The organism is Mycobacterium sp. IS-1742, assembly GCF_001500125.1.
In the GTDB taxonomy this organism is placed as follows: domain Bacteria; phylum Actinomycetota; class Actinomycetes; order Mycobacteriales; family Mycobacteriaceae; genus Mycobacterium.
In genome coordinates, this window is sequence record NZ_LQIV01000022.1 from 1 (window position 1) to 23,869 (window position 23,869).

Consider the following 23,869-nt stretch of genomic DNA (forward strand, 5'->3'; position numbering starts at 1 on the left):
CAAGGAAGGTGCGCCCCGCACCGACCGCGGATTGAAGATGCCCAGACGCCGCCGCACCCGCGCCCAAGACCGCGCCCGCCGCATCCAAACCGAACGCCGCCTCAACGACGACCTCGTCGCCGAACGCACCAAACCACCACCGTTCTGACGCGGTATCACTCGGAGAGCTGGAACTCCACCATCGCCGTGACCGTGTCGACGGCCTCACTCAACGCGGTCAACCGCGCCGACACCGAGGGCGCCGACAGCACCGCATACCTGTCGGCCTGCCCCATCGGCACGCGGGCCGCCAAGCCGTACAGGCGCTTCACGACGTCGGACTCCTCGGGCCCGAGCACAGCCGAGCGGCCGGCGAACTCCGAACCCCTTGCGGCGGCGACGCGTTCGTACAGAGCGACGATGCGGTCCTCGACGTCGAACACCGCCGCGGAGTCGATCGAACCCACTTCGTCATCCCACATCTCGATGTCGGCCCGCGGATACGGCGCGTCGTCCAGCCACCGGGTCACCCGGATCCGTTCGCCCATCAGGCATTTGAGCCGGAACTGCGACACACCCAGATCGGCGTATTCCACGATGCGGGCCAGCGACCCCACGTTGCTGCGGCGATCACCCCCACCGACCTCGCGTCCCGCCTCGATCAGCACCACACCGAACGCGGGATCGGTCATCGCGAGGCAGTCCTGCACCAGTGCGACATACCGCGGCTCGAAGATCCGCAGGGGCAGTTCCTCACCGGGCAGCATCGCCACCTCGAGCGGGAACATCGGCGTCACGGTCATCGGCTCAGTTGAAGCCGCCCCCGACGACCGCGTCCTTGACGAGCGTCGCCGGATCGGCGAATGTGCACATCGCGCTGGCCATCGTGATCCACAGTTCCGGGTTGAGCGCGACGAGTTCGTTCTGCTCGCCGATCGCCTCGATCACCTGGCGCTGCGTCTGCGGGTCCATCCCGACGAAGTCGCCGCAGGCGGTGTCGACCAAGCCGGTCCCCGGCGCACCGGGCGGCCGCGGCGCACGCGACGTCGGGTCGGGCACCCGGGCCCTGGTGGTCGGTGACGTGCTCGTCGTCGGGGTGCTCAGCCCGGTCTGGTCGGGATCGGCCATCGGCGTCCCGGTCGTGACGGTGCTGCAGCCGGCGGCGGTGAGCGCGCCGACCACGCACACCGTCAGCACCCATCGCCGCGCCGTCATCGGACCAGCCTATAGCTCCAGTTCGGCAACCAGGGCGTCAACGACCGCACGCAGATCGCCGTCGTGTTCTTCGGCCACGCGGCGCTGCCGCTGATAACTGGCGCCGTCGCGGTAGATGTCGGCCACCCCGGCGAGTTCATCGGCACAGCCCAGCGATCGCGCCACCGGCTCCAGATGAGTCAGCAGATCGTCGAGATCCTCGGTGACCAACCGCTCGTTGCTCTCCGCGTCGAGGATGATCTCCGCGTCCAGCCCGTACCGCGCGGCGCGCCACTTGTTCTCCTGCACATGCCACGGCGGCATGACCGGCAACTGCTCGCCCGCGTCCAGCCGACGGTCGAGGTCGACGACGAGGCAGTGCGTCAGCGCCACGAGCGATCCGAGCTCGGCGATGTTGGACACCCCGTCGAAGACGCGGATCTCCACGGTCCCCAGGTGGGGCGAGGGCCGGATGTCCCACCGGATCTCGTTCATGTGGTCGATGATGCCGGTCTTCTTCTGGTCGTGGACGAACCGTTCGAACTCCGGCCACGACTGGAACTGGAACGGTAGGCCTGCGGTCGGCAACTGCTGGAACATCATCGCCCGGTTGCTGGCGTATCCGGTGTCCGCGCCGTCCCAGTACGGCGACGACGCCGACAGGGCCAGCAGGTGCGGGTACTGGTTCAGCAACGAGGAGATGATCGGCATGACCTTGTGCGCCGACGAGATCCCGACGTGCACGTGCACACCCCAGATCAGCATCTGCCTGCCCCACCACTGCGTGCGCTTGATCAACTCGGCGTAGCGCGGTGCATCGGTCAGCTGCTGCCTCGACCAGTCGGCGAACGGGTGCGTGCCTGCGCAGAACAACTCCATGCCGCGGTCGCGCACGATCCGCCGGACGGTCTGCAGGGTGTTGCGCAGATCCTCCATCGCCTCACCGGTGTTCTCGCAAATCCCGGTAACGACCTCGACGGTGTTGCGCAGCAACTCCTTGTGCACGTGCGGGGTCTCGCCGATCTCGGCGATGACGGTGGCCGCCTCGTTGCTCAGATCGCGGGTGTGGGCGTCGACGAGCGCGAACTCCCACTCCACGCCCACGGTGGGCCGGGGTGACCCGGCGAAGTCGATCCGGCTATTCGGCGGGACGGATAACACCGCACGCCACCCGCCCACCGGCGTCACCGGTGGCCATGGTCGCCTGATCCGGTCCCGGGGTTCCGTTGACCTGGTTGTAGCGCTCCGGCGGGATGTTGGCGAAGTTATCGGACTTCTCATGGATGATGATCGCGGTTCCCTCACCGGAAGTGAGGTCCTCGGCGGTGAACGCGTCGGTGGTGGTCATGACCTCCGCCGAACCGTCCTCGCGCACCTGCAACGAGGTGAGGTCGCCGCTGGCCGGGTGCCCGGTCTTGCCCTCGGTCTGGAAGTGCCCACCCGCGGAGTTGAAGTTGCCAGGCGCGCCGCCGCTGGGAGCCACCGAGTTGGGCTCGCACTTGCCGACCTGATGGACATGCATCCCGTGGAAACCCGGCTCCAGCTGACCGGCGGCGACGGTCTGGACGGTCACCGTGGCGAAGCCGCCGCTGAAGTCGAACTCGGCCTTCGCGACGGTGGTGCCGTCGGGGCTGCGCAGGTCCGCGGTCAGCTTCTGGCCGCCCTCGGCCTGGCCTTCCGAACCGCCACCGCCCCCCTCTTGTCCGCCCGGCTCCGCCGACGGCGACGGCGAACCGGTCCACACCGGCGGCGTGGTGCCCGGCTCACTGGACACCGGTTCATTGGGACTGCACGCGCTCAGCGCGAGCGCGGGAACGGCGAACAGGGCGGCGACGGCGGCGGATTTCAGACCGGGCTTGAGCATGGTCACGAGCCTAACCGGTGACCGCCACGATCACGCCTGGTGGTTGTTCGGTCAGCTCGGGGACCCGCGGCTCGACCGGCGCCTCGAGCAGTCGGCCCACCTCGTCGGCGGCCTCCTGCTCGCCCTCGCCGAAGTAGACGGTCGTCCCGGTGACGCCCTCGAGCGTCAGGTTCCCGGTCTCGGTGACGTTCCAGCCCTCGTCCCGCAACCGGGTCGCCACGCCCTCCGCGGCGCCTGCCACATCGGAGATGTTGAAGACCCGGACCTCGGGACGGGCACCGGCCTCCCTGGCGGGTTCGGGCGACGGGGTGACGGTCGTGGTGGTGGCGACGGTCGCCTCGTCGGCCGACGAGTCATCGGATCCCAGTGCCTGCAATCCCACCAACAGGAAGACGATGCCGAGAAAGAGCAGCACCATGACGATGGCGCGCAAAGGCAGTCCGGAGGATTCTCGCTGGTTCATCACGCCCCACTGTAGCTAGCGGGCGGCCTCGCCCCGCACGACGCGCGGTATCAGGTGACCTCGAAGCCCAACCGGCGCGCGGCCCGCGCCTTCTGCCGGCTCGCCCGCAGCCGACGCAGGCGTTTGACCAACATCGGATCCGCCGCCAGCGCCTCCGGCCGGTCGACGAGCGCGTTGAGCACCTGGTAGTAGCGGGTGGCCGACATCGAGAACAGTTCTTTGATGGCGTCTTCTTTGCTGCCCGCGTATTTCCACCACTGGCGCTCGAACGCCAGAATGTCGAATTCGCGCCTGGTCAGTCCTGCAGGCAGATCAGAGTCGTCGCCGGATTGCTCAGTCTGCGCCATGGCGCCGTCCATATTGCTCCTCGGACCCTCCGACATTCGAAATGACATCCATGTGGTTCGGCGCTCATTCAATCACGGCGACAGGAGTTGCGGCGTCACCGATGCGGGCGAGTCGGCTCACTGAAGCTGCTCCCCTAAGCTGCACGACGTGGCAGTCGTTCCGATCCGCATCGTGGGAGATCCCGTCCTGCGCACCGAGACCACCCCGATTCCCGTCGGCGAGGACGGTTCCCTTCCCGCCGATGTGACCGACCTCATCCGCGACCTCTACCAGACGATGGACGCCGCCAACGGTGTCGGCTTGGCCGCCAACCAGATCGGCGTCTCCAAGCGGGTGTTCGTCTACGACTGCCCCGATTCGCGCGGTCGCGGGAGCCGGCGGCGCGGCGTCGTGGTCAACCCGGTGCTGGAGACGTCCGAGGTCCCCGAGACCATGCCCGATCCCGACGACGACGAAGAGGGCTGCCTCTCGGTGCCCGGTGAGCAGTTCCCCACCGGCCGCGCCGACTGGGCCCGGGTGACGGGTCTGGACGCCGACGGTGCCCCCGTCACCATCGAGGGCACCGGACTGTTCGCGCGAATGCTGCAGCACGAGACCGGCCACCTCGACGGCTTTCTCTACCTCGACCGCCTCGTCGGCAGGCACGCCCGCGCGGCCAAGCGCGCGGTCAAGGGCAACGGCTGGGGGGTGCCCGGGCTGAGCTGGATGCCGGGCGAGGATCCCGACCCGTTCGGCCACTGACCCCGTGCCCGAGCTGCCCCGCCCCGGCACCCGGGTGAGCCTGCGCTACCGGCTTGCCCCCGGCTCGGTCCCGCCGCTCAACGACGTCGTCGGCCACCTGCTCGACCGCGAGCCGGTGGTCCGCGTCCGCACGAAAGCCGGTGACTGCGTGGAGATCTCCCCGACGGACGTGGTCAGCGTGCGGGTGCTGACCGACACCCCCGTCAAGGCGTCGCAGATCCGCGCCGTCGAGCACGCGGCCGCGTTGGCATGGCCGGGTCTGCAGCGGGTGTGGGTGGACGGCTGGCTGTTGCGCGCCTCCGACGGCCACACCCACCGCGGCAATTCCGCTGTCCCTCTTGACATCAACGCCCACGCGGCGACCGTCCCGGCGATCAGGGACTGGTACGCCGAGCGCGGCCTCACCCCCTGGCTGGCGGTGCCCGACCGGTTGGTGCGGTTACCGCGGGATCTCACCGAGGCCGACATCCACCTGGAGAGCATCGTGATGGTGCGCACCCTGCACGACGTGACGGCGCCGACCATCACGGTCGCCTCGCGACCCGATGCCGCGTGGCTGGCCGTCTACGAGCGCGACGTGCCCGCCGAGGTGTTGACGGCGGTGGTGGACGGGCAGGTCGGGTTCGGCCGCATCGACGACGCCGCGGTGGGCCGGGCGGCGGTCACCCCCGCGCACGACGGCACCCGCTGGGTGGGGCTCTCCGCCGTGCGCGTCGCCGAGGACCGGCGCCGTCGCGGCCATGCCCGCACCCTGTGCGCCGAGCTGCTGCAGTGGGGGGTGCGCAACGGCGCGAGCCACGCCTACGTGCAGGTGCTCTCCGACAATGCCGGCGCCATCGCGCTCTACGAGTCGATGGGGTTCACGGCACAGCACCGGGAGCGCTACGTCGACGCTTCTAAGCTGTAGCGCATGCGGCTGGCCACCTGGAACGTCAACTCGATCCGCGCCCGGGTGGACCGGGTCACCGACTGGCTGGAGCGGGCGGACGTGGACGTGCTCGCCATGCAGGAGACGAAGTGCAACGACGAACAATTCCCCACCATGCCGTTCGCCGCACTCGGCTACGACGTCGTGCACTGCGGGTTCAACCAGTGGAACGGTGTCGCGATCGCGTCGCGGGTGGGCATCGACGACGTGCAGGTCGGATTCGACGGCCAACCGACCTGGGGTGGCAAGCCCGACGTCGAGGCCGCTGCCGAGGCCAGGGCGCTCGGGGCGACGTGCGGGGGCGTGCGGGTGTGGAGCCTCTACGTGCCCAACGGCCGGTTCGTCGGCTCACCGCACTACGCCTACAAGTTGGAATGGCTTGCCGCACTGTGTGATACCGCTCACGGCTGGCTGAAGGCCGACCCAGCGCTGCCGATCGCGATGGTCGGCGACTGGAACATCGCCCCCACCGACGACGACGTGTGGAGCGTCGAGGCCTACCAGGACAGCACCCACGTCACACCGCCCGAGCGGGACGCCTTCACCGCGATCGTCGACGCGGGGTACGCCGACGTGGTGCGGCCGTTCACACCCGGGCCCGGCGTCTTCACCTACTGGGACTACACCCGTCTGGCGTTCCAGAAGCGGCGCGGTATGCGCATCGACTTCATCCTCGGATCGCCGGCCTTCGCCGACCGGGTCACCCACGCCGAGATCGTGCGCGAGGAGCGCAAGGGCAAGGGCGCCAGCGATCACGCCCCGGTGCTGGTGGACATCAGGCGTTGAGCACCCGGGCGAGTTCGCTGCGCGAACGGATGCCGAGTCTGCGGTAGACGCGCGAGAGGTTGGCCTCCACCGTCTTCTCGCTCACGAACAGCGCGGCGGCGATCTCGCGGTTCGTCATCCCCTGCGCGGCGAGGTCGGCGAAGCGTCGCTCGGAATCGGCGAGGCCTGCCGCGGTCTGCCGCCCGGTGAGCCCGGCCAGTTCGGCGCGGGCCTGCCGAGCCCACAGCTCCGCACCGATCCGGTCGAACGCCGCGAGAGCGGTCGAGACGGTGGCGGTGGCGCTGTCATACTGACGCCGCCGGTGCTGCAGCCGACCCACCACGAGCTGGGTGCGGGCCAGTTCGAGCGGCATCGACAACCGCTCGTGTTCCTTCAACGCGCGCTCGCCCGCGGTGATGGCGCCGGTGAGGTCACCGCGCGCCGCGAGCAGCACCGCCCGGCACCGCGCGCCGACAGCCAGCATCCACGGCCGGTCGAGGCGGGTTCCGTTGTCCTCCAACGCTTCGACGAGGCGTTCGGCGTCGTCGAAGATGCCGACGCCGACGAGCGCCTCCGCGGTGTCCGGCAGGAACGGCGCCGTGATCAGTTCGGTGGACGCGGGCATCGCCGACCACCCCTCGACCGCCGGGCCCAGCACCTCCACCGCGGCCTCGTGGTTCCCGAGTGACACCTCGAGAAGTCCGAGGCTGGTCACCACCCACACGCCCAGCCGGCTCGACTGGCAGCGCTCCCCGACGGCGAACGCCTGCTCGGCGAAACGGCGGGTCTGTTCCTCGCGGCCGAGGTGGGCGCTGACCATGACTCGCACGATCAGCGCGATGAACAGCGGCAGATCACCATGTGACTGCAGGGCCCGCTCGACGCTGTCCTCGGCCACCCGCTCGGCCGCGCGCAGATCGGCCCGCCAGATGTGGACCTGGCCGAGATGGAAGTCGAGGAACGACCGTTCGCTCTCGTCACCGCGGTCGATGCTGTGCTGTGCGATCGCGGTGAACTGTTCGGCCGCCTCGTCGAGCCGGTCGGTCCACAGCATGAGCAGTGCGTGCAACGTCCTGGGCCGCGCCGCCAGCGGCATGTCCTCGGGTTCGTCGAAGTCGAACACCCCCGCCAGTTCCGCCTCGTCGAGTCCGTCGCCGATCAGGAAACGCAACAGCGCCCGCATGGGCCGGGCCTGACTCAACAGATCGGCCCGCTGCAGTGTCGAGGCCTGGGCCACCGCTTCTTCGGCGCGCTGCACCGCCCGGTCCACGCGTCCGGCGTTGAATTCCATGAACGACAGCATCACGAGCATCTGCACCCGCCGGTCGGGGCTGACACCCGGCTCGGCGAGGGCCCGCTCCAGCAGCGTCCCGGCTTCGGCAGAGCTGTTGTCCCACAACCGCACGAGGCCCAGCAGGTGCAACGCCGTGGCCCGCAGTTCACCTGGGTCCATCTCGGAGATGCTGTACTCCAACAGCTCCCGCGCACGCACGGTGTCGCCCGCCTCGAAGTGGCACGCAGCGGCGCGCAGGGCACGTTCTGGGGTGTCACCGCCGCGGGCGCGGGCCATGTCGAGCAGTTCCGCGGCCGCCGCGGGCGCACCCCGCTGGTGTGCCGATTCGGCCGCCTCGTCGAGCGCCTTGACCGTCTTCTCGTCGGCGCCGTCGCCCGCGAGGGCTCGGTGGCGGGCCCGCGACTCCGGGTTGTCGACGATGTCGGCCAGCCGGCCGTGCATCCACCGTCGTTCGTCCGTCGACGCCTCGACATACACCCCGCGGGCCAGCAGTGGATGGCTGAAGGTCACCTTGTACCCGTTGATCTCGACGATCCCGTGTCGTTCGGCCTCCTCCAGCGCGGCGACGGTCCACTCGACGTTCTCACCCACGGCGCGCGCCACCAGATCCACGGTGGGCGACGCGATGCACGCGGTCGCCAACAGCACTTCCCGGGTGTGGTCGGGCAGCCCGGCGATCCGTGTCCGCACCAACTCGGCCAGCGTGGCGGGCAGCGGCGGCCCGGCGTCGGCGGCGTCGCGGTTCAGCGCGCGAGCCAATTCGAGTGCGTAGAAAGGGTTTCCGGCCGACACCTCGTACACCCAGTCCATCTTGGGGCGGGTCAGCGACTGGCCGAGCTGGTGGTTGATCATGGCGTGCAGGCCCCCGACCGACATGGGGTGGACCTGGGCCCGGTGCAGACGCTCCGGACGCGACGGTTCCAGCATCAGGTCGGTGCCGTCGCCGTCGCCGGCGCGCACGGTGACGAGGAAGCCGATGGCGCCCGTGCACCGCCGGGCCACCGACGCGAGCACGACGGCGGTCGGCGGGTCGAGCCACTGCATGTCGTCGACCGCGACCAGGACGGGGCTGGCCTGGGCCAGCCGTTCGACCACCGACCGCACGGCGGCGGCGACGGCGCGCTGATCGGTGCCGGGGCCGGTGTCGTCGGCGTGCGACAGGACCCGGTCGATCGCGAGTCGCTGCGGTGCGGGCAGGTGGTCGAGCACGGCCGCGTCGACCTCGGTGAGCAGTTCGGCCAGCGACGAGTACGCCGCCGCCGACTCGCTGGCCACCGGGTGCGCCGAGAGCACTTGGAAGCCGCGGGCGCGGGCGCGTTCGATGCCGGCCCGCCACACGGTGCTCTTACCGATCCCGGCGTCGCCCTCGAGCACCAGCACCGAGGTACCCGTCGGCACTGCGGCGAGCAGGCTGTCGACGGCGCTCAACTCCGCATCGCGGCTGATGAGCTGCAGGGGCACTCACGTATCTTCGCAGCCGATCGGGGGCGCTGCGCGCCGGATCGTCATGGTTGCTCGGCGTAGCGCCCCTCGTTGAACAGCGACGCGACCGCACCGATCAGCATCATCACCGCGGCGGCGCCGAACACCACCACCAGACCGGTGTGGAAGGGTTCGATGATCAGGTGCGGGAAGAACGTCTGACCGGTCAGCACCTCGGCGTTGACGCCGGGCTGCTGCAGCGCATGTGACGGTTCCAGCAGTTCGCCGATCGGGTTGTAGCCCAGGAACGCCGCGAACAGGCTGCCCACGGGCGGCGTGCCTGCGACCTCGTCGGCGACTGCGGCCGAGACGCCCTGCGCCTGCAGTCCGGTGCTCATGGCCCCGGGCAGCGTGCTGGCCAGGCCGACGATCATCAGCGAGAAGAAGACGCCGATCGACAGGGATCCGCCGGCGTTGAAGAACGTGGCCCGCACACCGGAGGCGGCACCCCGTGCGGTCGGCGGCACGCTGGACATGATCGACGCCGAGTTCGGGGAGGTGAACACGCCGCCGCCGACGCCGTTGAGGAAGATCAGCGTCGCGAAGATCCAGTAGTCGAAGTCGACGGGGATCATCACCAGCGCCACGAAGGTGACACACATCAGCAGCATGCCGCCGACGGCGAACGGCCTTGCGCCGTAGCGGTCGGACAGCCATCCCGACACCGGTCCGGCCACCAGGAATCCGAAGGTCAGCGGCAGCATGTAGATCGCCGCCCACAGCGGGGTGACCTCGAAGTCGTAGCCGCGCAGGGGCAGCCAGATGCCCTGTAGCCAGATGATCAGCATGAACTGCAGCCCGCCGCGGCCGACCGACGACATCAGCCCCGCCAGGTTGCCCATGCCGAACGCGGTGATGCGGAACAGCCGGATGTCCACCAGTGGCTGGGCGACCCGCAACTCGATGACGCAGAACGCCACCAGCGCCAGCACTCCGAAGGCGATGGCGGCGAGCACCCACGGGTTACCCCACCCGGTGGGTGAGCCGCCGTACGGCTGGATGCTGTAGGTGATGCCGGTGAGCAGCACCGTCAACCCGACACCGAGCGTCGACGCGCCCGCCCAGTCGAGGCGTCCGGGGCTGCGCTCCCCCACTTCGCGCAGCGATTTCATCGCCCAGACCGTGCCGAGGACGCCGATCGGCACGCCCACCCAGAAGATGGCCTGCCAGTGCCACTCGGACAGTGCGCCGCCGATGACCAGTCCGAGGAACGAGCCGGCAACCGCGGCAACCATGTTGACGCCCAGCGCCATACCGCGCTGGTGGGCGGGGAACGCATCGGTGAGGATGGCCGCCGAGGAGGCGATCAGCATCGCACCGCCGACACCCTGGACCACCCGCCACCCGATCAGCCACCACGCGCCGGCGTCGAGGTCGAACGGTTGGAAGGACAACGCGACCGCGCAGAGCGTGAAGACGACGAAGCCGAGGTTGTAGATGCGGACGCGGCCGAACATGTCGCCCAGGCGGCCGAACAGCACCACGAGCACCGCGGTGACCACCATGTAGCCCATCAGCAGCCACAGCAGGTAGGTGACGTTGGCCGGCTGCAGGGGGTTCAGGCCGATGCCGCGGAAGATCGCGGGCAGCGAGATCAGCACGATCGAGGAGTTCACCGTCGCCAGGAGCATCCCCAGCGTGGTGTTGGAGAGCACCACCCACTTGTAGCGGGGGTGGTCACGATCGGTGGTGATCCGGCGGCGGCCGGTGAGCTCGGTGGTCATCAGAACACATATATTAGCTATACAAATAATCGGCGGCAATCCGTTCACCCACTCCGGGGTCTGCGCTAGGTTGAGAGCGCACGAGACCACGCGGGAGCGCGCACCGAGCGTGCTGAGAGGACAACTGGGGTTGTCGACCGTACGAACCTGACCGGGTAATGCCGGCGTAGGGAGTTCTGATGACCGACACGACATACCTCCCCCTGCCGCCGCCCGGCCAGACCCCGGCGCGGGTGCTCACCATCGCGGGCACCGACTCCGGCGGCGGCGCCGGGATCCAGGCCGACTCGCGGACCTTTGCCATGCTGGGCGTACACGGGTGCGTCGCGGTGGTCGCCGTCACCATCCAGAACTCGTTGGGCGTCAAAGGTTTTCACGAGATCCCGGTCGACATCATCACCGGGCAGATCGAGGCGGTGGTCGAGGACATCGGCGTCCAGGCCGCCAAGACCGGGATGCTGGCCTCCTCCGAGATCATCTCCGCCGTCGCCGACACCTGGCGCCGTCTGCAACCGGCCCCGCTGATCGTCGACCCGGTGTGCGCGTCGATGCACGGCGATCCGCTCCTGCACCCGTCGGCGCTCGACGCGTTGCGGACCGACCTGTTCCCGATCGCCACGCTGGTCACGCCCAACCTCGACGAGGTGCGGCTGATCACCGGCATCGACGTGGTCGACCCCGCGTCCCAGCGGGACGCCGCACGGGCCCTGCACGCGCTCGGTCCGCAGTGGGCGCTGGTCAAGGGTGGCCATCTGCGCTCCTCGGCGCACAGCCCCGACCTGCTCTTCGACGGCACCGAGTTCCATGAGTTCGACGCCGAGCGCATCGACACCGGCCACGACCACGGCGCGGGCGACAGCCTGGCGGCCGCCACGGCGTCGGCGTTGGCGCACGGGTACTCCGTCCCGGACGCGGTCGCGTTCGCCAAGGCGTGGGTGACCGAATGCCTGCGCGCCGCATACCCGTTGGGCCACGGCCACGGTCCGGTCTCCGCGCTGTTCAGGCTGGGCGCCGATGAACCTCGATGACATCGCCGGCATCGCCCACCACCCGGAGGGCACACCGTGCGGGGCGGTGCTGCTGACCCACGGCGCCGGCGGCAACCGGGACTCCCCGTTGTTGGTCCGGTACTGCGACGAGTGGGCCGGACGGGGCTGGCTGGCCGTGCGCTACGACCTGCCCTACCGCAGGCGTCGGCCGAAGGGCCCGCCGTCGGGGTCGGCCGCCGCCGACCGGGCGGGGGTGGCCGATGCGGTCAGCGCGGTCCGCGAACTGTCGGACGGCCCGGTGATCGCCGGCGGCCACTCCTACGGGGGCCGGATGACGTCGATGGCGGTCGCCGGCTCGCCGGATGACGACGGGGTGGCCGTCGATCTGCTGATGCTGTCCTCCTACCCGCTGCATCCGCCCGGTAAGCCGGAGCGGTCGCGCACCGAACACCTGCCCCGCATCGGGGTGCCGGCGGTGTTCGTCCACGGCACCGCCGATCCGTTCGGGAGCATCGACGAACTGGCCGCGGCGACGGCGCTCGTCGGCGGCCCGACCGAGCTCGTCGAGATCACCGGCGCGCGGCACGACCTGGGGTCCAAGGCGCTCGACGTGCCGCGACTGGCGGTCGACGCCGCGCTGCGACTGCTGGCGACCGGTTAGGGTCGAACACATGACCACGCCGCCGGGCCCGCCCGGGCAGCCCCCGTACGGTCAGCAACCCTACGGTGAGCAGCCCTTCGGTCCGCCCGCCTACGGTCAACCCGCCTACGGTCAGCCGTACTTCCCTCCTCCCCCGCCGCAGCCCTATGCCGGGATGCCGCAGGCCGGACCGCCACCGGCACCGCCCAAGAAGAACAGGCTGTGGCTGATCCTGGGCCTGGTGGCGCTGACGGTGGTCGTCATCGCGATCGCGGTGGTGCTCTTCGTCGTCCTGGTGCTCCGTGAGGGAACAGTCACAGCAACGCAGGTGAAGCTGGGCGACTGCCTGTCCGAGATCCCCGACGGCAGCCAGGTCCGGACCCTCAAGACCGTCGACTGCGCCGAACCCCACGTCGGCGAGGTGTTCGCGGTGCTCGAGATGCCCGACGGCGCCTTCCCCGGCCAGGACGCCCTGGTGGAGTACGCGAACCGGTGCGCCCCCGAGCTGGCGAGTTACTCACCGGCGGCGGTCACCGACGACACCGTGCAGTTGTTCGTGCTCTTCCCCACCGACGAGACCTGGTCCGACGGCGACCGTGCGGTGACCTGCGTCGCAACCCTGAATCCGCCGCGCGCGGGATCACTCAAGCGCTGACGCCGGCGCGACGGGGCCACGCTGATACCTGGGGTACCGTCTACTCATGACTTCGCAGCAGTATGACGCGGTCATCGTGGGTGCCGGGTTCGCCGGAATCGGCGCCGCGATCCAGCTCAAACGGATGGGCTACGCGAACTTCGTCATCCTCGACCGCGAGGACGACCTCGGGGGCACCTGGTACGTCAACCACTACCCGGGCCTGGCCGTCGACGTCCCCACCACCACCTACAGCTATTTCTTCGAGCCGAACCCGAAGTGGTCGCGGCTGTTCTCCACCGGCGCCGAGATCAAGCAGTACGCCGACGACGTGGCCGACAAGTACGACGTCCGTCGCCACATCCGCTTCAACACCGCCGTCGAGGGCGCGCGGTGGGACGAGGAGGCGAAACTCTGGCGCGTCGCGCTCGCCGACGGGCAGACGCTGAGCACCCGTTACCTCATCACCGCGACCGGCTTCCTCTCCCAGCCGCGCATGCCGGACATCCCCGGCATCACGTCGTTCGAGGGCCGGGTCATCCACACCACGGACTGGGACGACAGCTTTGACCCGGCCGGCCGCCGGATCGGGATCATCGGCACCGGCGCCACCGCGGTACAGCTGATCCCCGAGCTGGCCAAGACCGCGGGCGACCTGACCGTCTACCAGCGCACGCCGATCTGGGTGGCGCCCAAGGTCGACGTGCGCTTCTCCGAACGCACCAAGCGACTCTTCGCCCGCGTCCCGGTGCTGCAGCGCATGGTCCGGGCCGTCACCGACACGATCTACGAGCTGATGATCACCATCGGCGTGGTGCACTACAAGGTGCCGCTGTTCCGGCGCCTCAACATGTCGGCGATGGACCTGTGCAAGATGAACCAGTTCATCGCGATCCGCGACAAGGAACTGCGCCGCAAGCTCACCCCCGACTACGACATCGGCTGCAAGCGACCGACGTTCTCCAACAGTTACTTCCGCACGTTCACCAAACCCCACGTGCATCTTCAGGCCGACGGGATCGAACGCGTCGAGGCCGACGGCATCGTCAACGCCGACGGGACGAAGACCGTCATCGACACGCTGGTGCTGGCCACCGGATTCGACCTGTGGGAGGCCAACTTCCCGGCGATCGAGATCATCGGCCGGGGTGGCCGCAATCTCGGGAAGTGGTGGCGGGAGACGCGATTCCAGGCGTACCAGGGGGTGTCGATGCCGTACTTCCCGAACCTGCTCAGCCTGGCCAGCCCGTACGCATTCCTCGGTCTGAACTTCTTCAACACCATGGAGTATCAGATGCGGCTGATGGACCGGCTGTTCACCGAGGTGCACCGCCGCGGCGCGACGACGTTCGAGGTCACCGAGGAAGCCAACACCCACTATCTCGAGCGGATGACCGAGGCGCTCGGCAGTTCGCTGTGGACGCTCGGAAACTGTGCCTCGTCGCGGTCCTACTATTTCAACCCGAGCGGCGAACCGTCGCTGCTGCGCCCGATGTCGACCCGCGACGCCATCAGGGAGGCGTCCGAGTTTCCGTTGAGCGACTACCAGATCGCCTGAGCGATCGTCAGAGTGTGTGAGAGAGGACCATTCGTGCCGCAGAAGGACAAGCGCGCCGCCAAGCTGACCGGCCTGGCCATCGCCGGCATGGGCCTGGCCCATTTCGCCCGTCCGCAGGTGTTCGAGCCCATCACCGTGGCGGCGTTCCCGCAGAACACGCGCCGCCACATCTACACCAACGGCAGCATCGAGACGGCGGTCGGTCTGGCGCTGGCCGGCCGCAGGACCCGCAAGCTCGGCCTCGCCGGTCTGCTCGGATACGTGGCCTACTTGGCGGGCAACACCGTTCGCAAGCGGTAGCCGCCGAGCAAGGTCAGGTCCATCAGCCCCGCGACGAGCGCCCGCGCGTAGGGCGAGTTGCGGTAGTGCACCAGCCGGCCCAGGTCGATGGTGACCGCCAACGCCGCGTAGACCGCGAAACGTGCTTGTCCCGCAGTCCATTCCGGGCGCAGCGTCACCACCAGGTCGGCCCACGTCTCGACCGTCGAGCGTTGGAGGTTGCGCAGGATCTGCTGATCGGCCGGTGACATGTTGAGGCGTTCGGTGTAGTACACGTAATCCAGTTCGGGCTCACTGAACGACCTGGCCACGTGGCCGTCGATGAGCTTGGCCAGCGCCTCCTCGCGGTCGGCGGTGGTGTCGAGGATGACCGACATCTCCGCCGACCATCGATCGGCCGACCGGCGGAAGGCTCCGGCCAGAATGTCGCTCTTCCCGGAGAAGTACCGGTAGATCCCCGAGGCGGGCATGCTCACCGCGGCGGCGATGTCCTCCATGGAGGTGTCGCGATAGCCCTTCTGGTTGAACAACCGCATCGATTCCACCAGCAGCGCTTCGTATTTCGACCGGTGCCCGGCTGCGGTGGCCACGACGGGTTCGGGCGCGTCGGACAGCGTTGGGAATTCGGCGGGGACGAGAGCCAGCACGAGTTCGGCGAGCAGCGGCCGGATCTGGCCGGCGGGCAACTTGGCCCGGTGGTCCACGATGCTGCCGAGCACGCTGATCATCGCCGTCGACAAGGTCCACCGCTGCCGGGAGTCGAGTTCCGGGCGGAGCGCGCGCAGCGGTTGTTGGAACCTGCGGTGCACGGTGCGGATCTGCGAATCGAGGGTCGCCTGATCGTCACCGCGCAGGAAACGCGCTTCCCAGCGGTACAGCCCGCCGGACTCCCGGTTGGCCAGCGCCGTGTCGCACACCGCGGTGGCCAGGTGGGCCAGGGTCTGCCGCGGATCGCAGGTGGCGTCACCACCGAACTCGTCGTCGACGAACGCGGTCGCGTCCACCAGCTGTTGGCCCAGCGCCAGGACCGCGTCGCGGAACAGTTCGTATTTGCCGGTGTAGTGGCGGTACAGCGCGGCCGCCGAGATCCCGACGCGGGAGGCGATCGCATCCATGCTGACCCCGTGGTAGCCCAGCGAACTGAAGGCCTCGGCGGAGGCCCGGGCGATCTGGGCTTTGCGGTCCTTGGGACGGCGCCGAACACCGTCACCGCGGCCGGGCGGGGTGGGCGCCATGCCGAACACACTAACGCCGCACGTCGGCCCAACCCCCGGGGACGGAGGAGATTCTCGTTCGGTATCGACGCCGACTGAGAATGGACGTTAACATAGCGGGAGGTCTCGGAGGGGGTAATCGTGTCGGCACGGGCGTGGTGCGTCGCCATCGGCGGCGCGATTTTGGTGGCGATCGGCCTGTTCGCGCTGCGCTTCCCGGTTCTGATCGACGGCTATGACCAGTGGGGTTGGCAGGTCGAGTGCGGGAGCGGATTCATCGCCAACCTGACCCAGGCCGAGAACGCCGCCGTCGACGGCACCGACTTCGTCGCCTCCTGCCAGACCGCCCTGCTGACCCGCCGGCTGTGGACCATTCCGCTGATCGCGATCGGAGTCGTCGCCCTGCTCGCAGTGTTGCTCACGGTGACCGTCGTTCACCACGACGAGGATGAACTCGTCACCGACCGGGAAACTCCCTAGCATCGCGGTGTGAACGCACCCGGCGGCCCCACGCTGTCGCGCCGCCTCGGCCTCAACGACGCGATCGTCGTCGGTCTCGGCGCGATGGTCGGCGCCGGGGTATTCACCGCTTTCGGGCCCGCGGCGGCTGCTGCAGGTAGCGGCCTGCTGGTCGGCCTGGGCATGGCGGCGGTCGTCGCGTACTGCAACGCCACCTCCTCGGCGCGCCTCGCCGCGCGCTACCCGGAGTCCGGTGGCACCTACGTCTACGGCCGGGAGCGGTTGGGACGGTTCTGGGGTTACCTGGCGGGCTGGGGTTTCGTCGTGGGCAAGACCGCCTCGTGCGCGGCGATGGCGCTGACCGTCGGCGTCTATGTGTGGCCCGACCACGCGCGTCTGATCGCCGTCGCCTCGGTGGTCGCGCTCACCGCGGTCAACTACGCCGGGATAAAGAAGTCGGCGCTGCTCACACGGGTGATCGTGGCGGCTGTGCTGGCCGTGCTCGCGAGTGTGGCGGTGCTCGTCCTCGGTTTCGGCGGACCCGTGAGCGGGCGGCTGGATATCGGGGCGGACGTCACGGTGAGTGGTGTGCTGCAGTCGGCCGGGCTGTTGTTCTTCGCGTTCGCCGGATACGCCCGCATCGCGACACTCGGCGAGGAGGTACGCGACCCGGCGCGGACGATCCCGCGGGCCATCCCGATCGCGCTGGGCATCACGCTCGCGGTCTACGCGGTCGTGGCGGTGGCGGTGCTGGCGCAATTGGGCAGTTCCGCCCTCGCCACGTCGACGGCCCCGCTGGCCGACGCCGTCCGCGCCGCGGGGTTCTCGGCGTGGGTTCCGGTCGTGAGTGTCGGCGCCGCCGTCGCCGCGCTGGGCTCGCTGCTCGCGTTGATCCTCGGCGTCTCCCGCACGACGCTGGCGATGGCGCGCGACCGGCATCTGCCGTCCGGACTGGCCGCCGTGCACGCCCGCTTCGGCACGCCGCACCGAGCGGAGGTCGCGGTGGGTGTCGTGGTCGCCGTCCTGGCCGCGACGGTGGATCTGCGGGAGGCGATCGGTTTCTCGTCGTTCGCGGTGCTGATGTACTACGCGATCGCCAACGCGTCGGCGTGGACGCTCGGCCACCGGGTGGTGCCGGCCGTGGGGCTGGCCGGCTGCCTGCTGCTGGCGTTCGCGCTGCCGTGGACATCGGTGATCGTCGGGGCGGCGGTGCTCGCGGTGGGCGCGCTGGCCTACTCGGTACGGCGCGCGCGGAGCACCGGCGACGGTGCAAGATAGGCAACCGTGATCTCAGCCAAGACCAGGTGGTCGTGGAAGCCCGTCGAAGCCCGCTCGGACGCCGACTTCGTCGTCGCACCGGACGAACGCCTGAGCTGGGCCCGCACCATCGGCCTGGGCGCACAGCACGTCGTGGCGATGTTCGGCGCGACGTTCCTGGTGCCGGTGCTGACCGGATTCCCGCCCGCCACCACCCTGTTGTTCTCGGGCGTCGGCACCATCCTGTTCCTGATCATCACCGGGAACCGGCTGCCCAGCTATCTGGGTTCGAGCTTCTCGGTGATCGCCCCCGTCACCGCGGCCGTCGCGGCCGAGGGCACCGGTAGCGCACTCGGCGGCATCGTCGCACTCGGCCTGGTGCTCATCGCGATCGGCGGCGTCGTCCACCTGGTCGGCACCCGCTGGCTCGACGTCACCCTCCCCCCGGTGGTGACCGGCGCGATCGTGGCGCTGATCGGCTTCAACCTCGCCCCCGCCGCGAAGAACAATTACGAGGCGGGTCCGGTGGTGGCCACCGTCACGCTGGTCCTGCTGGTGGCCACTCTGGCCTTCTTCCGAGGCATGATCGGCCGGTTGGCGATCTTCCTCGCGGTGGCGATCGGCTATCTGCTCGCGCTGGCGCTCGGTGAGGTCGACACCTCCGCGATCGCGGCGGCGCCCTGGCTGGGATTGCCCGACTTCGAGGCACCGTCCTTCTCACTCGCCGTGCTGCCGATGTTCCTGCCCGCGGTGGTCGCGCTGATCGCCGAGAACATCGGGCACGTCAAATCCGTTGGGCAGATGACGAAGACCGACATGGACCCGCTGATCGGGCGGGCGCTGGCCGCCGACGGGGTGGCGACCACGCTGGCCGGCTGCGGCGGCGGATCGGCGACCACCACGTATGCGGAGAACATCGGCGTCATGGCCGCCACCCGCGTGTATTCGACGGCGGCGTACTGGGTGGCCGCGGTGGTCGCGATCGCGCTGTCGCTGTGCCCCAAGATCGGCGCGGCGATCTCGGCGACCCCGGCCGGGGTGCTCGGCGGTGCCACGGTGGTGCTCTACGGGCTGGTGGGCATCCTGGGTGTACGTATCTGGCTGACCAACCACGTCGACTTCTCACTGCCGATCAACCAGATGACCGCGGCGATCCCGCTCATCATCGGTATCGCCGACTTCACCTGGCAGGCAGGCGAACTCACGTTCACCGGCATCGCACTCGGGTCCATCGCCGCACTCCTCGTCTATCACGGGATGCGCCTGCTGGGCCTGCGGACGAGCAGATCCGCCGAGCCCGCGGAGCGGATCTAGCCGGCGTCAGCCGACGCCGAGTCACCCTCGGACGTCGAGCCGCCCTCGGAGGCTGAGCCGCTGTCGGAGGCCGAGCCGCTGTCGGAGGAGGTTTCGGACTTCGCGGGCTTGCTCACCTTGCCGGTGAGGGTCGCCGCGGCGTGTTTGAACCCGTTGCGGACGTCGTTGACGGCGCCTTCGACGCCCTTGCGAAGCTCCTTGAGCGGATCGGTCTTCTTGGTGACAACGGGCTCGGTTTCCGCGGCCAGTTCATCGTCGCCACCCTCGACGACCACCACCTCGTCCACCGTGGCGGACTCGGCGGCCGCCGGCACGTCGGCGGTGGGGCTCGGCGCCGAGACATCGGCTTCGGCATCGGTTTTCGCAGCCTCAACGGTGTCGGACGCAGGCACCACGTCCAACGTGACCGTGGTCGTGACCGTCTCGGTCGCCTCGGAGCTCACTGTCGCCGCCCGCGCTGCAGTCGGCGCGGACGCGCCGATGGCGCGCGCGATCATGTCGCGGGCGCTCAGTAGCGCGGCGACGAGGCCCTGGTCGTAGTTGTACGGCGGGGTGCCCGGGTTGAGCAGTCGGTCCAGCACCGCCGCGGTGACATTCGCGCTGCCGGTGGTGATCGCGTTGATGAACTCCTCGGGGTCGCCCGCCTCGGCAGCGGCGAGGAGCGCTTCCGCCGCTCCGCCGATGGCCGTGTTGAGCGCGTACGCGGTCTGCAGCGGCAGGAGCCCGATGTTCAGCAGGAACTCCTGGTCGGCGAGGAGACCGATCACGTTCTGTGCGCTGACGAACGGCTGTTGGAGGACGCCCACCAAGTCCTGGAGGACGCCGTCACCGAAGAAGATGCTGTCGAGCAGCGGCCCGATGACCGGCGACAGTGCGAGATCGAACAGGGTGTTCATCCCCAGGGTGATCTCACCGGCAGCGAACTGCTCGAACGCGGTCTCGAGCCGTCCCGGGGCCTCCACGAGCGCGGTCTGGATCGACTCCCCGAACACCCCGGCGATCTCACCGAGCGTCTGGGCGCTGGCGACCTGGTTGGCCAGGATCTGCTCCAGGATCGGTGCCGGATTCGCGAACACTCGCTGACCGAGCGCGCCGGTGTCCTCGAACGCCTTCTCGAAGATCGGCGCGAACACCTCGATCGGGTTGACGAGCGCGTTGAGCTCGACCGCCGAGGACGCGATCGCGGGCAACTCGACGTCCGGAATCGGCACCACCGGGCTGAAGGCGATGGCGCCGGCACCGGCGAGGGCAACCCCCGCCGACATGTAAGAGCGAACCGCGGCCTGCATTCATTTCTCCTTTGCTCGTCCCCACCCGGACCAGAAACCTACCCGAGAGTAAGTTAAATGCAAGAGGAAATTCGCAGATCACAGCGATTCTTGTCGCCGCGCCTGAGGTGACACAGACGAGTATCCAGATAACGAAGGTTGCTGAACTCCGCCTGTCGCCCGGCGCGACTGACCTTCAGCTAACTGATTGCAAGTACAACTATTGGCGGGTCGCGCAAACCGCGCCCATGATGGACGGGCCGGCTTCATAAAGTTCGCTGAGCGGCCGGGCCGCGGGCTCCTCGCGCCGGTTTTCCGTCCACATCGAGCCGATCTATGTCGTGGACCACCTTTGCCGGTCCGTTATGAACTGGCTCACAGGCCGGGAATCCGGCTAAGCCGCGGAAAGTCGACCGGGTCGATCGCAGCAACGACCGGTCGACAAATCCGCTCTGTTGTCCAGTTCGCTGTCGCAAACGGCGCTCGTGTAAACAACGGTTTCGGTGGCGCCTACCGCGTCTTCCGGGCGCGTCGGTCACGCGGGGGGACGCCGTTGACGCCGTCGGTCGACTGCGCGTACGTGCCCACCGCGAAGGCCACCGCCGGGGCCATGAGCCCCAGCGCGCGGCGGTCGACGTTGTGGATCGTGTCCCGGGGGGTGTGGTAGTTCGGGTCGAACGCAACGTCGGCCCGGCCGCCCCAGAGCCGGGCCTGAACCGGGGTCTTCTGTTGTGCCGCACCCGTTGTCGTACCGCCGAACGGCACTCCCGCGGCCATGAACGGGTGGTAGTCGGTCTGGCCGCTCAACGCCATGTCGGCGGGCCGCACACCCACCTGGTTGAGGTATCCGGCGAGTAGCCGTTCGATGCCCGCCGAGCCCTCCGGCACGGGCACCGGCGTCGTGGCGGCGGACTGGTCGCCGTCGTAGGTGAAGTACCCGGCGTTGGGTGAGCCGACCATGTCGACGTTGAGGTACAGCGCGATGTCGTCGAGCTGCTCTTCGTCGAGGCCGCGCAGATAGGCCCGGGATCCCTCGAGGCCGATCTCCTCCGAACCCCAGAACGCGAACCGGACTGCGTTGACGACCTGGGGTGAACTTCCCAGTTGCAGGGCGGTCTCCAGGACCGCGGCCACGCCGGTGGCGTTGTCGTTGATGCCCGGTCCGCTCGCGACACTGTCGAGGTGTGCGCCGGCGATCACGACATTGCGGGTGTCGCCGGTCTTCGTCTGCGCGAGCACGTTCCGCGATTTCGCCATCACCGGCTGGCCGTCCAGACGCAATCGCACCGGCGCCGACGTGCGGCGCAGCGCAGCGTCGGTGTCCGCGTTGATGATTCCGACCGGAATGGTGAGTTCCCGGTAGTACCCGGGCGTGAACAGGCCAGGTGGGCTCCCGCCGCCGGCGCGGCCAGTGGCCACGAGCACGCCCACTGCTCCCTTGGCGACGGCCACGTTCTGTTTGACCACCACCGAGCACCCCGTGTCGTCGACCACTGCGATCGCGCGACGGACGTCGACCCTGCCGTAGTCGCCGGCGCTGCAACCGGCCGGCTTGCTCGGGCGCAAGGTGAGGGCGTCGAGTCCGCCGGGGCCGGTGTCCACCAGCAGCGACGCCTTCTCCACCGGATGTCCGCGGCCGTTGACGGTCAGTTTCGGTGCTCCACCACGAGTGCCGCCGTAGCGGTCGAACTCCGGGGTCTGTACCTCAAACCCCTTGTCGCGCAACATATCGGCCACATAGTCGACGCTGGCGTCGAACCCCGCCGTACCCTGCGCGCGGTTGCCGCCGTGGCGTTCGGCGATGTCCTGCAGCGCCTCGAGGTGGGTGTAGAGCGCGTCCACGGTGATCTCGCCCGCCAACTCTTCGGGCGAGACGACCGGCGGCGGAGCGGGTGACGAGCAGGCCATCGCCAGCGCCGCCGCCGCAGCGGTGACAACCCAGCCGATGCGCATCAGGAGCTGACGGGATGGCGGGTGCGGTCGTCGCGGATCGGAATACCGTTGCGGCCGCGCTGATCCTGGGCGTACAGCCCGACCGCGTACGCGACGCCGCCACCGTTGATCTCCATCGCGGTGCGGTCGATGTGCGCGAGATCGTCGCCCTTCTTGTGGTAGTTCGGATCGAAGGGTTGGTTGGCTTCTCCGCCCCACCGCTGCGCCTGCTCCGGTGTCTTCTCCTCCTCGGCGCCGGAGAACAAGCCACCGGCCGGGATGCCGGCGAGGGTGAAGCCGTCGTAGTCGGAGCGGCCGTCGAAGCTGGTGTCCTCGGCCGGTTTACCGGCGTCGTCGAGGTACTGCGTCATGGTGCGTTCGATACCCGCCGACCCTTCCGGCACGCGCGGTGAGCCCGCCTCGGGGTTCGGGGGTGCGGATTGATCGCCGTCGTAGGTGAAGTAGCCCGGGTTGGGTGAGCCGAGCATGTCGAAGTTGAGGTAGAGCGAGATGTCCTTGAGCTGTTCCTCGTCGAGCGACTCGACGTAGTCACGGGATCCGAGCAGGCCCTGCTCCTCGGCGCCCCAGAAGCCGAAGCGCACCGCGTTGCGCAGGTCGGGTTCGACACCCAGCTGCAGCGCCGTCTCGAGGACGGCGGCGACCCCGGAGCCGTTGTCGTTGATGCCCGGACCTTCGGGGACGCTGTCGAGGTGGGCGCCCACCATCACCACATCGGAGGTGGATCCGGTCTTGGTCTGCGCGATGACGTTCCGAGTGCGCTCCGCGCGCACACCGGCCTTCAGCCGCAGCGTGGTCTCCCCAGGGGCGTCGCGTAACTCCCCGCCGATCGCCTTGGTCACGCTGACCGCGGGGATCTTGACGTCGGTGTCGTCGCCGAGGGTGCCGTTGACCACATCACCATCGACGTTGTTGACCACCACCAGCGCCACTGCGCCGCGTTCGGCGGCGATGGTCTGTTTGACCCCGAACGGGCATTCGCCGCGGTCGACGAGAACGATCGCCCCCTGCACGGGCAGCCCGTCGTAGTCCGAGGCGGTGCACCCGGGCGAATCTTCGATGCGGGCGGCCACCAGCGGGCCTTCGACGCCCTGCGGGGCGGTGCCGACGGTGTACTCCAACGGTTTGGCCTCGATGGTCCGGCCGCCGACGGTCAGCTGCGGCTCCTCTGCGAAGGGCAGCCGCACCTCGAAGTCGGGGGTTTGCACATCGAAACCCTTGTCGCGCAGGGCATTGGCCACATAGTCGATACTCGCGTCGTAGCCCGGTGTGCCGAGCGCTCGGTTGCCTCCGTGCGCGTCGGCGATCTCCTGCAGTTCGGTGAGGTGGCCCATCATCGCGTCGACGGTCACCTTCTCCTGCAGCGCGGTGCCGAACTCCTTGGCCTCGGGTGCAGTCTCCTGAGTGGACGGCGACGGGGCGGGGGCCGCTTCCTTGTCGTCACCACACCCGGTCAAGCCTGCGGCGACGGCTGCTATCGACAGCACCGCCAGAATCTCGCGCACCATTGCATCCACGTTAGCGG

Annotated in this window: 23 protein-coding genes and 1 riboswitch; of the genes, 11 read left to right on the top strand and 12 right to left on the bottom strand. The window is 69.1% G+C overall.

Annotated elements, in window-relative coordinates; all coding sequences use genetic code 11:
- Positions 1 to 155 precede the first annotated feature (155 nt).
- The 6 genes from AU196_RS14155 to napA are packed head-to-tail and all read right to left on the bottom strand — an operon-like array spanning position 156 to position 3,859.
- Positions 156 to 782 carry an LON peptidase substrate-binding domain-containing protein gene (locus AU196_RS14155; RefSeq protein ID WP_059095716.1) on the bottom strand — a complete coding sequence of 209 codons (627 nt, stop codon included), beginning with the start codon at positions 780 to 782 and terminating at the stop codon, positions 156 to 158.
- A gap of 4 nt (positions 783 to 786) precedes the next feature.
- Positions 787 to 1,194, bottom strand: a complete 408-nt coding sequence (locus AU196_RS14160; RefSeq protein WP_231737573.1) for a hypothetical protein — start codon at positions 1,192 to 1,194, stop codon at positions 787 to 789.
- 9 nt (positions 1,195 to 1,203) lie between these two features.
- Positions 1,204 to 2,334 (bottom strand): glutamate--cysteine ligase, encoded by a 1,131-nt coding sequence (locus AU196_RS14165; RefSeq protein ID WP_059095779.1) that lies wholly within the window; start codon positions 2,332 to 2,334, stop codon positions 1,204 to 1,206.
- Positions 2,312 to 3,037 carry a superoxide dismutase[Cu-Zn] gene (gene sodC / locus AU196_RS26135; protein WP_059095780.1) on the bottom strand — a complete coding sequence of 242 codons (726 nt, stop codon included), beginning with the start codon at positions 3,035 to 3,037 and terminating at the stop codon, positions 2,312 to 2,314. Before sodC ends, AU196_RS14165 begins: the two co-directional genes overlap by 23 nt.
- A gap of 10 nt (positions 3,038 to 3,047) precedes the next feature.
- Positions 3,048 to 3,500: a LytR C-terminal domain-containing protein gene (locus tag AU196_RS14175; RefSeq protein ID WP_059095781.1), complete on the bottom strand. Its 453-nt coding sequence runs from the start codon at positions 3,498 to 3,500 to the stop codon at positions 3,048 to 3,050.
- Positions 3,501 to 3,550: 50 nt separating this feature from the next.
- Entirely contained in the window at positions 3,551 to 3,859 is a 309-nt protein-coding gene (gene napA / locus AU196_RS14180) for a nucleoid-associated protein NapA (RefSeq protein ID WP_011557996.1), read from the bottom strand.
- 136 nt (positions 3,860 to 3,995) lie between these two features.
- Between napA and AU196_RS14185 the strand changes: the two genes are divergently transcribed.
- The 3 genes from AU196_RS14185 to AU196_RS14195 are packed head-to-tail and all read left to right on the top strand — an operon-like array spanning position 3,996 to position 6,303.
- Positions 3,996 to 4,589 (top strand): peptide deformylase, encoded by a 594-nt coding sequence (locus AU196_RS14185; RefSeq protein ID WP_059095717.1) that lies wholly within the window; start codon positions 3,996 to 3,998, stop codon positions 4,587 to 4,589.
- Between the two features lie 4 nt (positions 4,590 to 4,593).
- Positions 4,594 to 5,496, top strand: coding sequence for an N-acetylglutamate synthase, CG3035 family (locus AU196_RS14190; RefSeq protein ID WP_059095718.1), 903 nt, complete (start codon positions 4,594 to 4,596; stop codon positions 5,494 to 5,496).
- A 3-nt stretch (positions 5,497 to 5,499) separates the two neighbouring features.
- Entirely contained in the window at positions 5,500 to 6,303 is an 804-nt protein-coding gene (locus tag AU196_RS14195; protein WP_059095719.1) for an exodeoxyribonuclease III, read from the top strand.
- Here AU196_RS14195 and AU196_RS14200 read toward each other — a convergent pair.
- Both AU196_RS14200 and AU196_RS14205 read right to left on the bottom strand, forming a co-directional pair.
- A complete protein-coding gene (locus AU196_RS14200; RefSeq protein WP_059095720.1) occupies positions 6,293 to 9,037 on the bottom strand; it encodes a helix-turn-helix transcriptional regulator in 2,745 nt (914 codons plus the stop codon). The genes AU196_RS14195 and AU196_RS14200 overlap by 11 nt on opposite strands.
- A gap of 44 nt (positions 9,038 to 9,081) precedes the next feature.
- Positions 9,082 to 10,782 (bottom strand): MFS transporter, encoded by a 1,701-nt coding sequence (locus tag AU196_RS14205; protein ID WP_157546322.1) that lies wholly within the window; start codon positions 10,780 to 10,782, stop codon positions 9,082 to 9,084.
- Between the two features lie 80 nt (positions 10,783 to 10,862).
- A riboswitch (TPP riboswitch) is annotated at positions 10,863 to 10,972 on the top strand.
- On the opposite strand from AU196_RS14205, the gene thiD reads away from it, so the two are divergent.
- The 5 genes from thiD to AU196_RS14230 all read left to right on the top strand — a co-directional run bounded on the left by thiD (position 10,962) and on the right by AU196_RS14230 (position 14,903).
- On the top strand, positions 10,962 to 11,810 hold the full coding sequence (gene thiD / locus AU196_RS14210; RefSeq protein WP_059095722.1) for a bifunctional hydroxymethylpyrimidine kinase/phosphomethylpyrimidine kinase: 849 nt from the start codon (positions 10,962 to 10,964) through the stop codon (positions 11,808 to 11,810). Its footprint overlaps the riboswitch before it by 11 nt.
- Positions 11,797 to 12,432 (top strand): alpha/beta hydrolase family protein, encoded by a 636-nt coding sequence (locus AU196_RS14215; RefSeq protein WP_059095723.1) that lies wholly within the window; start codon positions 11,797 to 11,799, stop codon positions 12,430 to 12,432. Before thiD ends, AU196_RS14215 begins: the two co-directional genes overlap by 14 nt.
- Positions 12,433 to 12,442: 10 nt before the next feature.
- A complete protein-coding gene (locus AU196_RS14220) occupies positions 12,443 to 13,066 on the top strand; it encodes a septum formation family protein (RefSeq protein WP_059095724.1) in 624 nt (207 codons plus the stop codon).
- A 46-nt stretch (positions 13,067 to 13,112) separates the two neighbouring features.
- Positions 13,113 to 14,603, top strand: a complete 1,491-nt coding sequence (locus AU196_RS14225; RefSeq protein ID WP_059095725.1) for a flavin-containing monooxygenase — start codon at positions 13,113 to 13,115, stop codon at positions 14,601 to 14,603.
- Positions 14,604 to 14,636: 33 nt separating this feature from the next.
- The gene (locus AU196_RS14230; RefSeq protein ID WP_059095726.1) at positions 14,637 to 14,903 is read left to right on the top strand and encodes a DoxX-related protein; all 267 of its coding nucleotides are present in this window, start codon (positions 14,637 to 14,639) and stop codon (positions 14,901 to 14,903) included.
- On the opposite strand, the gene AU196_RS14235 is transcribed toward AU196_RS14230, so the two are convergent.
- On the bottom strand, positions 14,870 to 16,117 hold the full coding sequence (locus AU196_RS14235; protein ID WP_059095782.1) for a TetR/AcrR family transcriptional regulator: 1,248 nt from the start codon (positions 16,115 to 16,117) through the stop codon (positions 14,870 to 14,872). The genes AU196_RS14230 and AU196_RS14235 overlap by 34 nt on opposite strands.
- A 120-nt stretch (positions 16,118 to 16,237) precedes the next feature.
- Between AU196_RS14235 and AU196_RS14240 the strand changes: the two genes are divergently transcribed.
- From AU196_RS14240 to AU196_RS14250, 3 genes are read left to right on the top strand one after another with little or no spacing between them, the layout of a single operon-like run.
- Positions 16,238 to 16,576, top strand: coding sequence for a hypothetical protein (locus AU196_RS14240; RefSeq protein WP_059095727.1), 339 nt, complete (start codon positions 16,238 to 16,240; stop codon positions 16,574 to 16,576).
- Positions 16,577 to 16,585: 9 nt separating this feature from the next.
- Positions 16,586 to 17,833 (top strand): APC family permease, encoded by a 1,248-nt coding sequence (locus AU196_RS14245; RefSeq protein WP_059095728.1) that lies wholly within the window; start codon positions 16,586 to 16,588, stop codon positions 17,831 to 17,833.
- A gap of 6 nt (positions 17,834 to 17,839) precedes the next feature.
- The gene (locus AU196_RS14250; protein WP_059095729.1) at positions 17,840 to 19,126 is read left to right on the top strand and encodes a uracil-xanthine permease family protein; all 1,287 of its coding nucleotides are present in this window, start codon (positions 17,840 to 17,842) and stop codon (positions 19,124 to 19,126) included.
- On the opposite strand, the gene AU196_RS14255 is transcribed toward AU196_RS14250, so the two are convergent.
- From AU196_RS14255 to AU196_RS14265, 3 genes are all read right to left on the bottom strand, one after another.
- On the bottom strand, positions 19,123 to 20,415 hold the full coding sequence (locus AU196_RS14255; protein WP_059095730.1) for a hypothetical protein: 1,293 nt from the start codon (positions 20,413 to 20,415) through the stop codon (positions 19,123 to 19,125). The genes AU196_RS14250 and AU196_RS14255 overlap by 4 nt on opposite strands.
- 489 nt (positions 20,416 to 20,904) lie before the next feature.
- Positions 20,905 to 22,347 carry a M20/M25/M40 family metallo-hydrolase gene (locus tag AU196_RS14260; protein WP_059095731.1) on the bottom strand — a complete coding sequence of 481 codons (1,443 nt, stop codon included), beginning with the start codon at positions 22,345 to 22,347 and terminating at the stop codon, positions 20,905 to 20,907.
- A complete protein-coding gene (locus AU196_RS14265; protein WP_059095732.1) occupies positions 22,347 to 23,852 on the bottom strand; it encodes a M28 family metallopeptidase in 1,506 nt (501 codons plus the stop codon). Before AU196_RS14265 ends, AU196_RS14260 begins: the two co-directional genes overlap by 1 nt.
- Positions 23,853 to 23,869 lie beyond the last annotated feature (17 nt).

Coding starts and splice junctions, on each gene's coding strand:
- AU196_RS14175 (WP_059095781.1), bottom strand. CDS start 3,500: ATGAACCAGCGAGAATCCTCCGGACTGCCTTTGCGCGCCATCGTCATG.
- AU196_RS14265 (WP_059095732.1), bottom strand. CDS start 23,852: ATGGTGCGCGAGATTCTGGCGGTGCTGTCGATAGCAGCCGTCGCCGCA.
- AU196_RS14235 (WP_059095782.1), bottom strand. CDS start 16,117: ATGGCGCCCACCCCGCCCGGCCGCGGTGACGGTGTTCGGCGCCGTCCC.
- AU196_RS14160 (WP_231737573.1), bottom strand. CDS start 1,194: ATGACGGCGCGGCGATGGGTGCTGACGGTGTGCGTGGTCGGCGCGCTC.
- AU196_RS14205 (WP_157546322.1), bottom strand. CDS start 10,782: ATGACCACCGAGCTCACCGGCCGCCGCCGGATCACCACCGATCGTGAC.
- thiD (WP_059095722.1), top strand. CDS start 10,962: ATGACCGACACGACATACCTCCCCCTGCCGCCGCCCGGCCAGACCCCG.
- AU196_RS14255 (WP_059095730.1), bottom strand. CDS start 20,415: ATGCAGGCCGCGGTTCGCTCTTACATGTCGGCGGGGGTTGCCCTCGCC.
- AU196_RS14215 (WP_059095723.1), top strand. CDS start 11,797: ATGAACCTCGATGACATCGCCGGCATCGCCCACCACCCGGAGGGCACA.
- AU196_RS14155 (WP_059095716.1), bottom strand. CDS start 782: ATGACCGTGACGCCGATGTTCCCGCTCGAGGTGGCGATGCTGCCCGGT.
- napA (WP_011557996.1), bottom strand. CDS start 3,859: ATGGACGGCGCCATGGCGCAGACTGAGCAATCCGGCGACGACTCTGAT.
- sodC (WP_059095780.1), bottom strand. CDS start 3,037: ATGCTCAAGCCCGGTCTGAAATCCGCCGCCGTCGCCGCCCTGTTCGCC.
- AU196_RS14225 (WP_059095725.1), top strand. CDS start 13,113: ATGACTTCGCAGCAGTATGACGCGGTCATCGTGGGTGCCGGGTTCGCC.
- AU196_RS14220 (WP_059095724.1), top strand. CDS start 12,443: ATGACCACGCCGCCGGGCCCGCCCGGGCAGCCCCCGTACGGTCAGCAA.
- AU196_RS14260 (WP_059095731.1), bottom strand. CDS start 22,347: ATGCGCATCGGCTGGGTTGTCACCGCTGCGGCGGCGGCGCTGGCGATG.
- AU196_RS14195 (WP_059095719.1), top strand. CDS start 5,500: ATGCGGCTGGCCACCTGGAACGTCAACTCGATCCGCGCCCGGGTGGAC.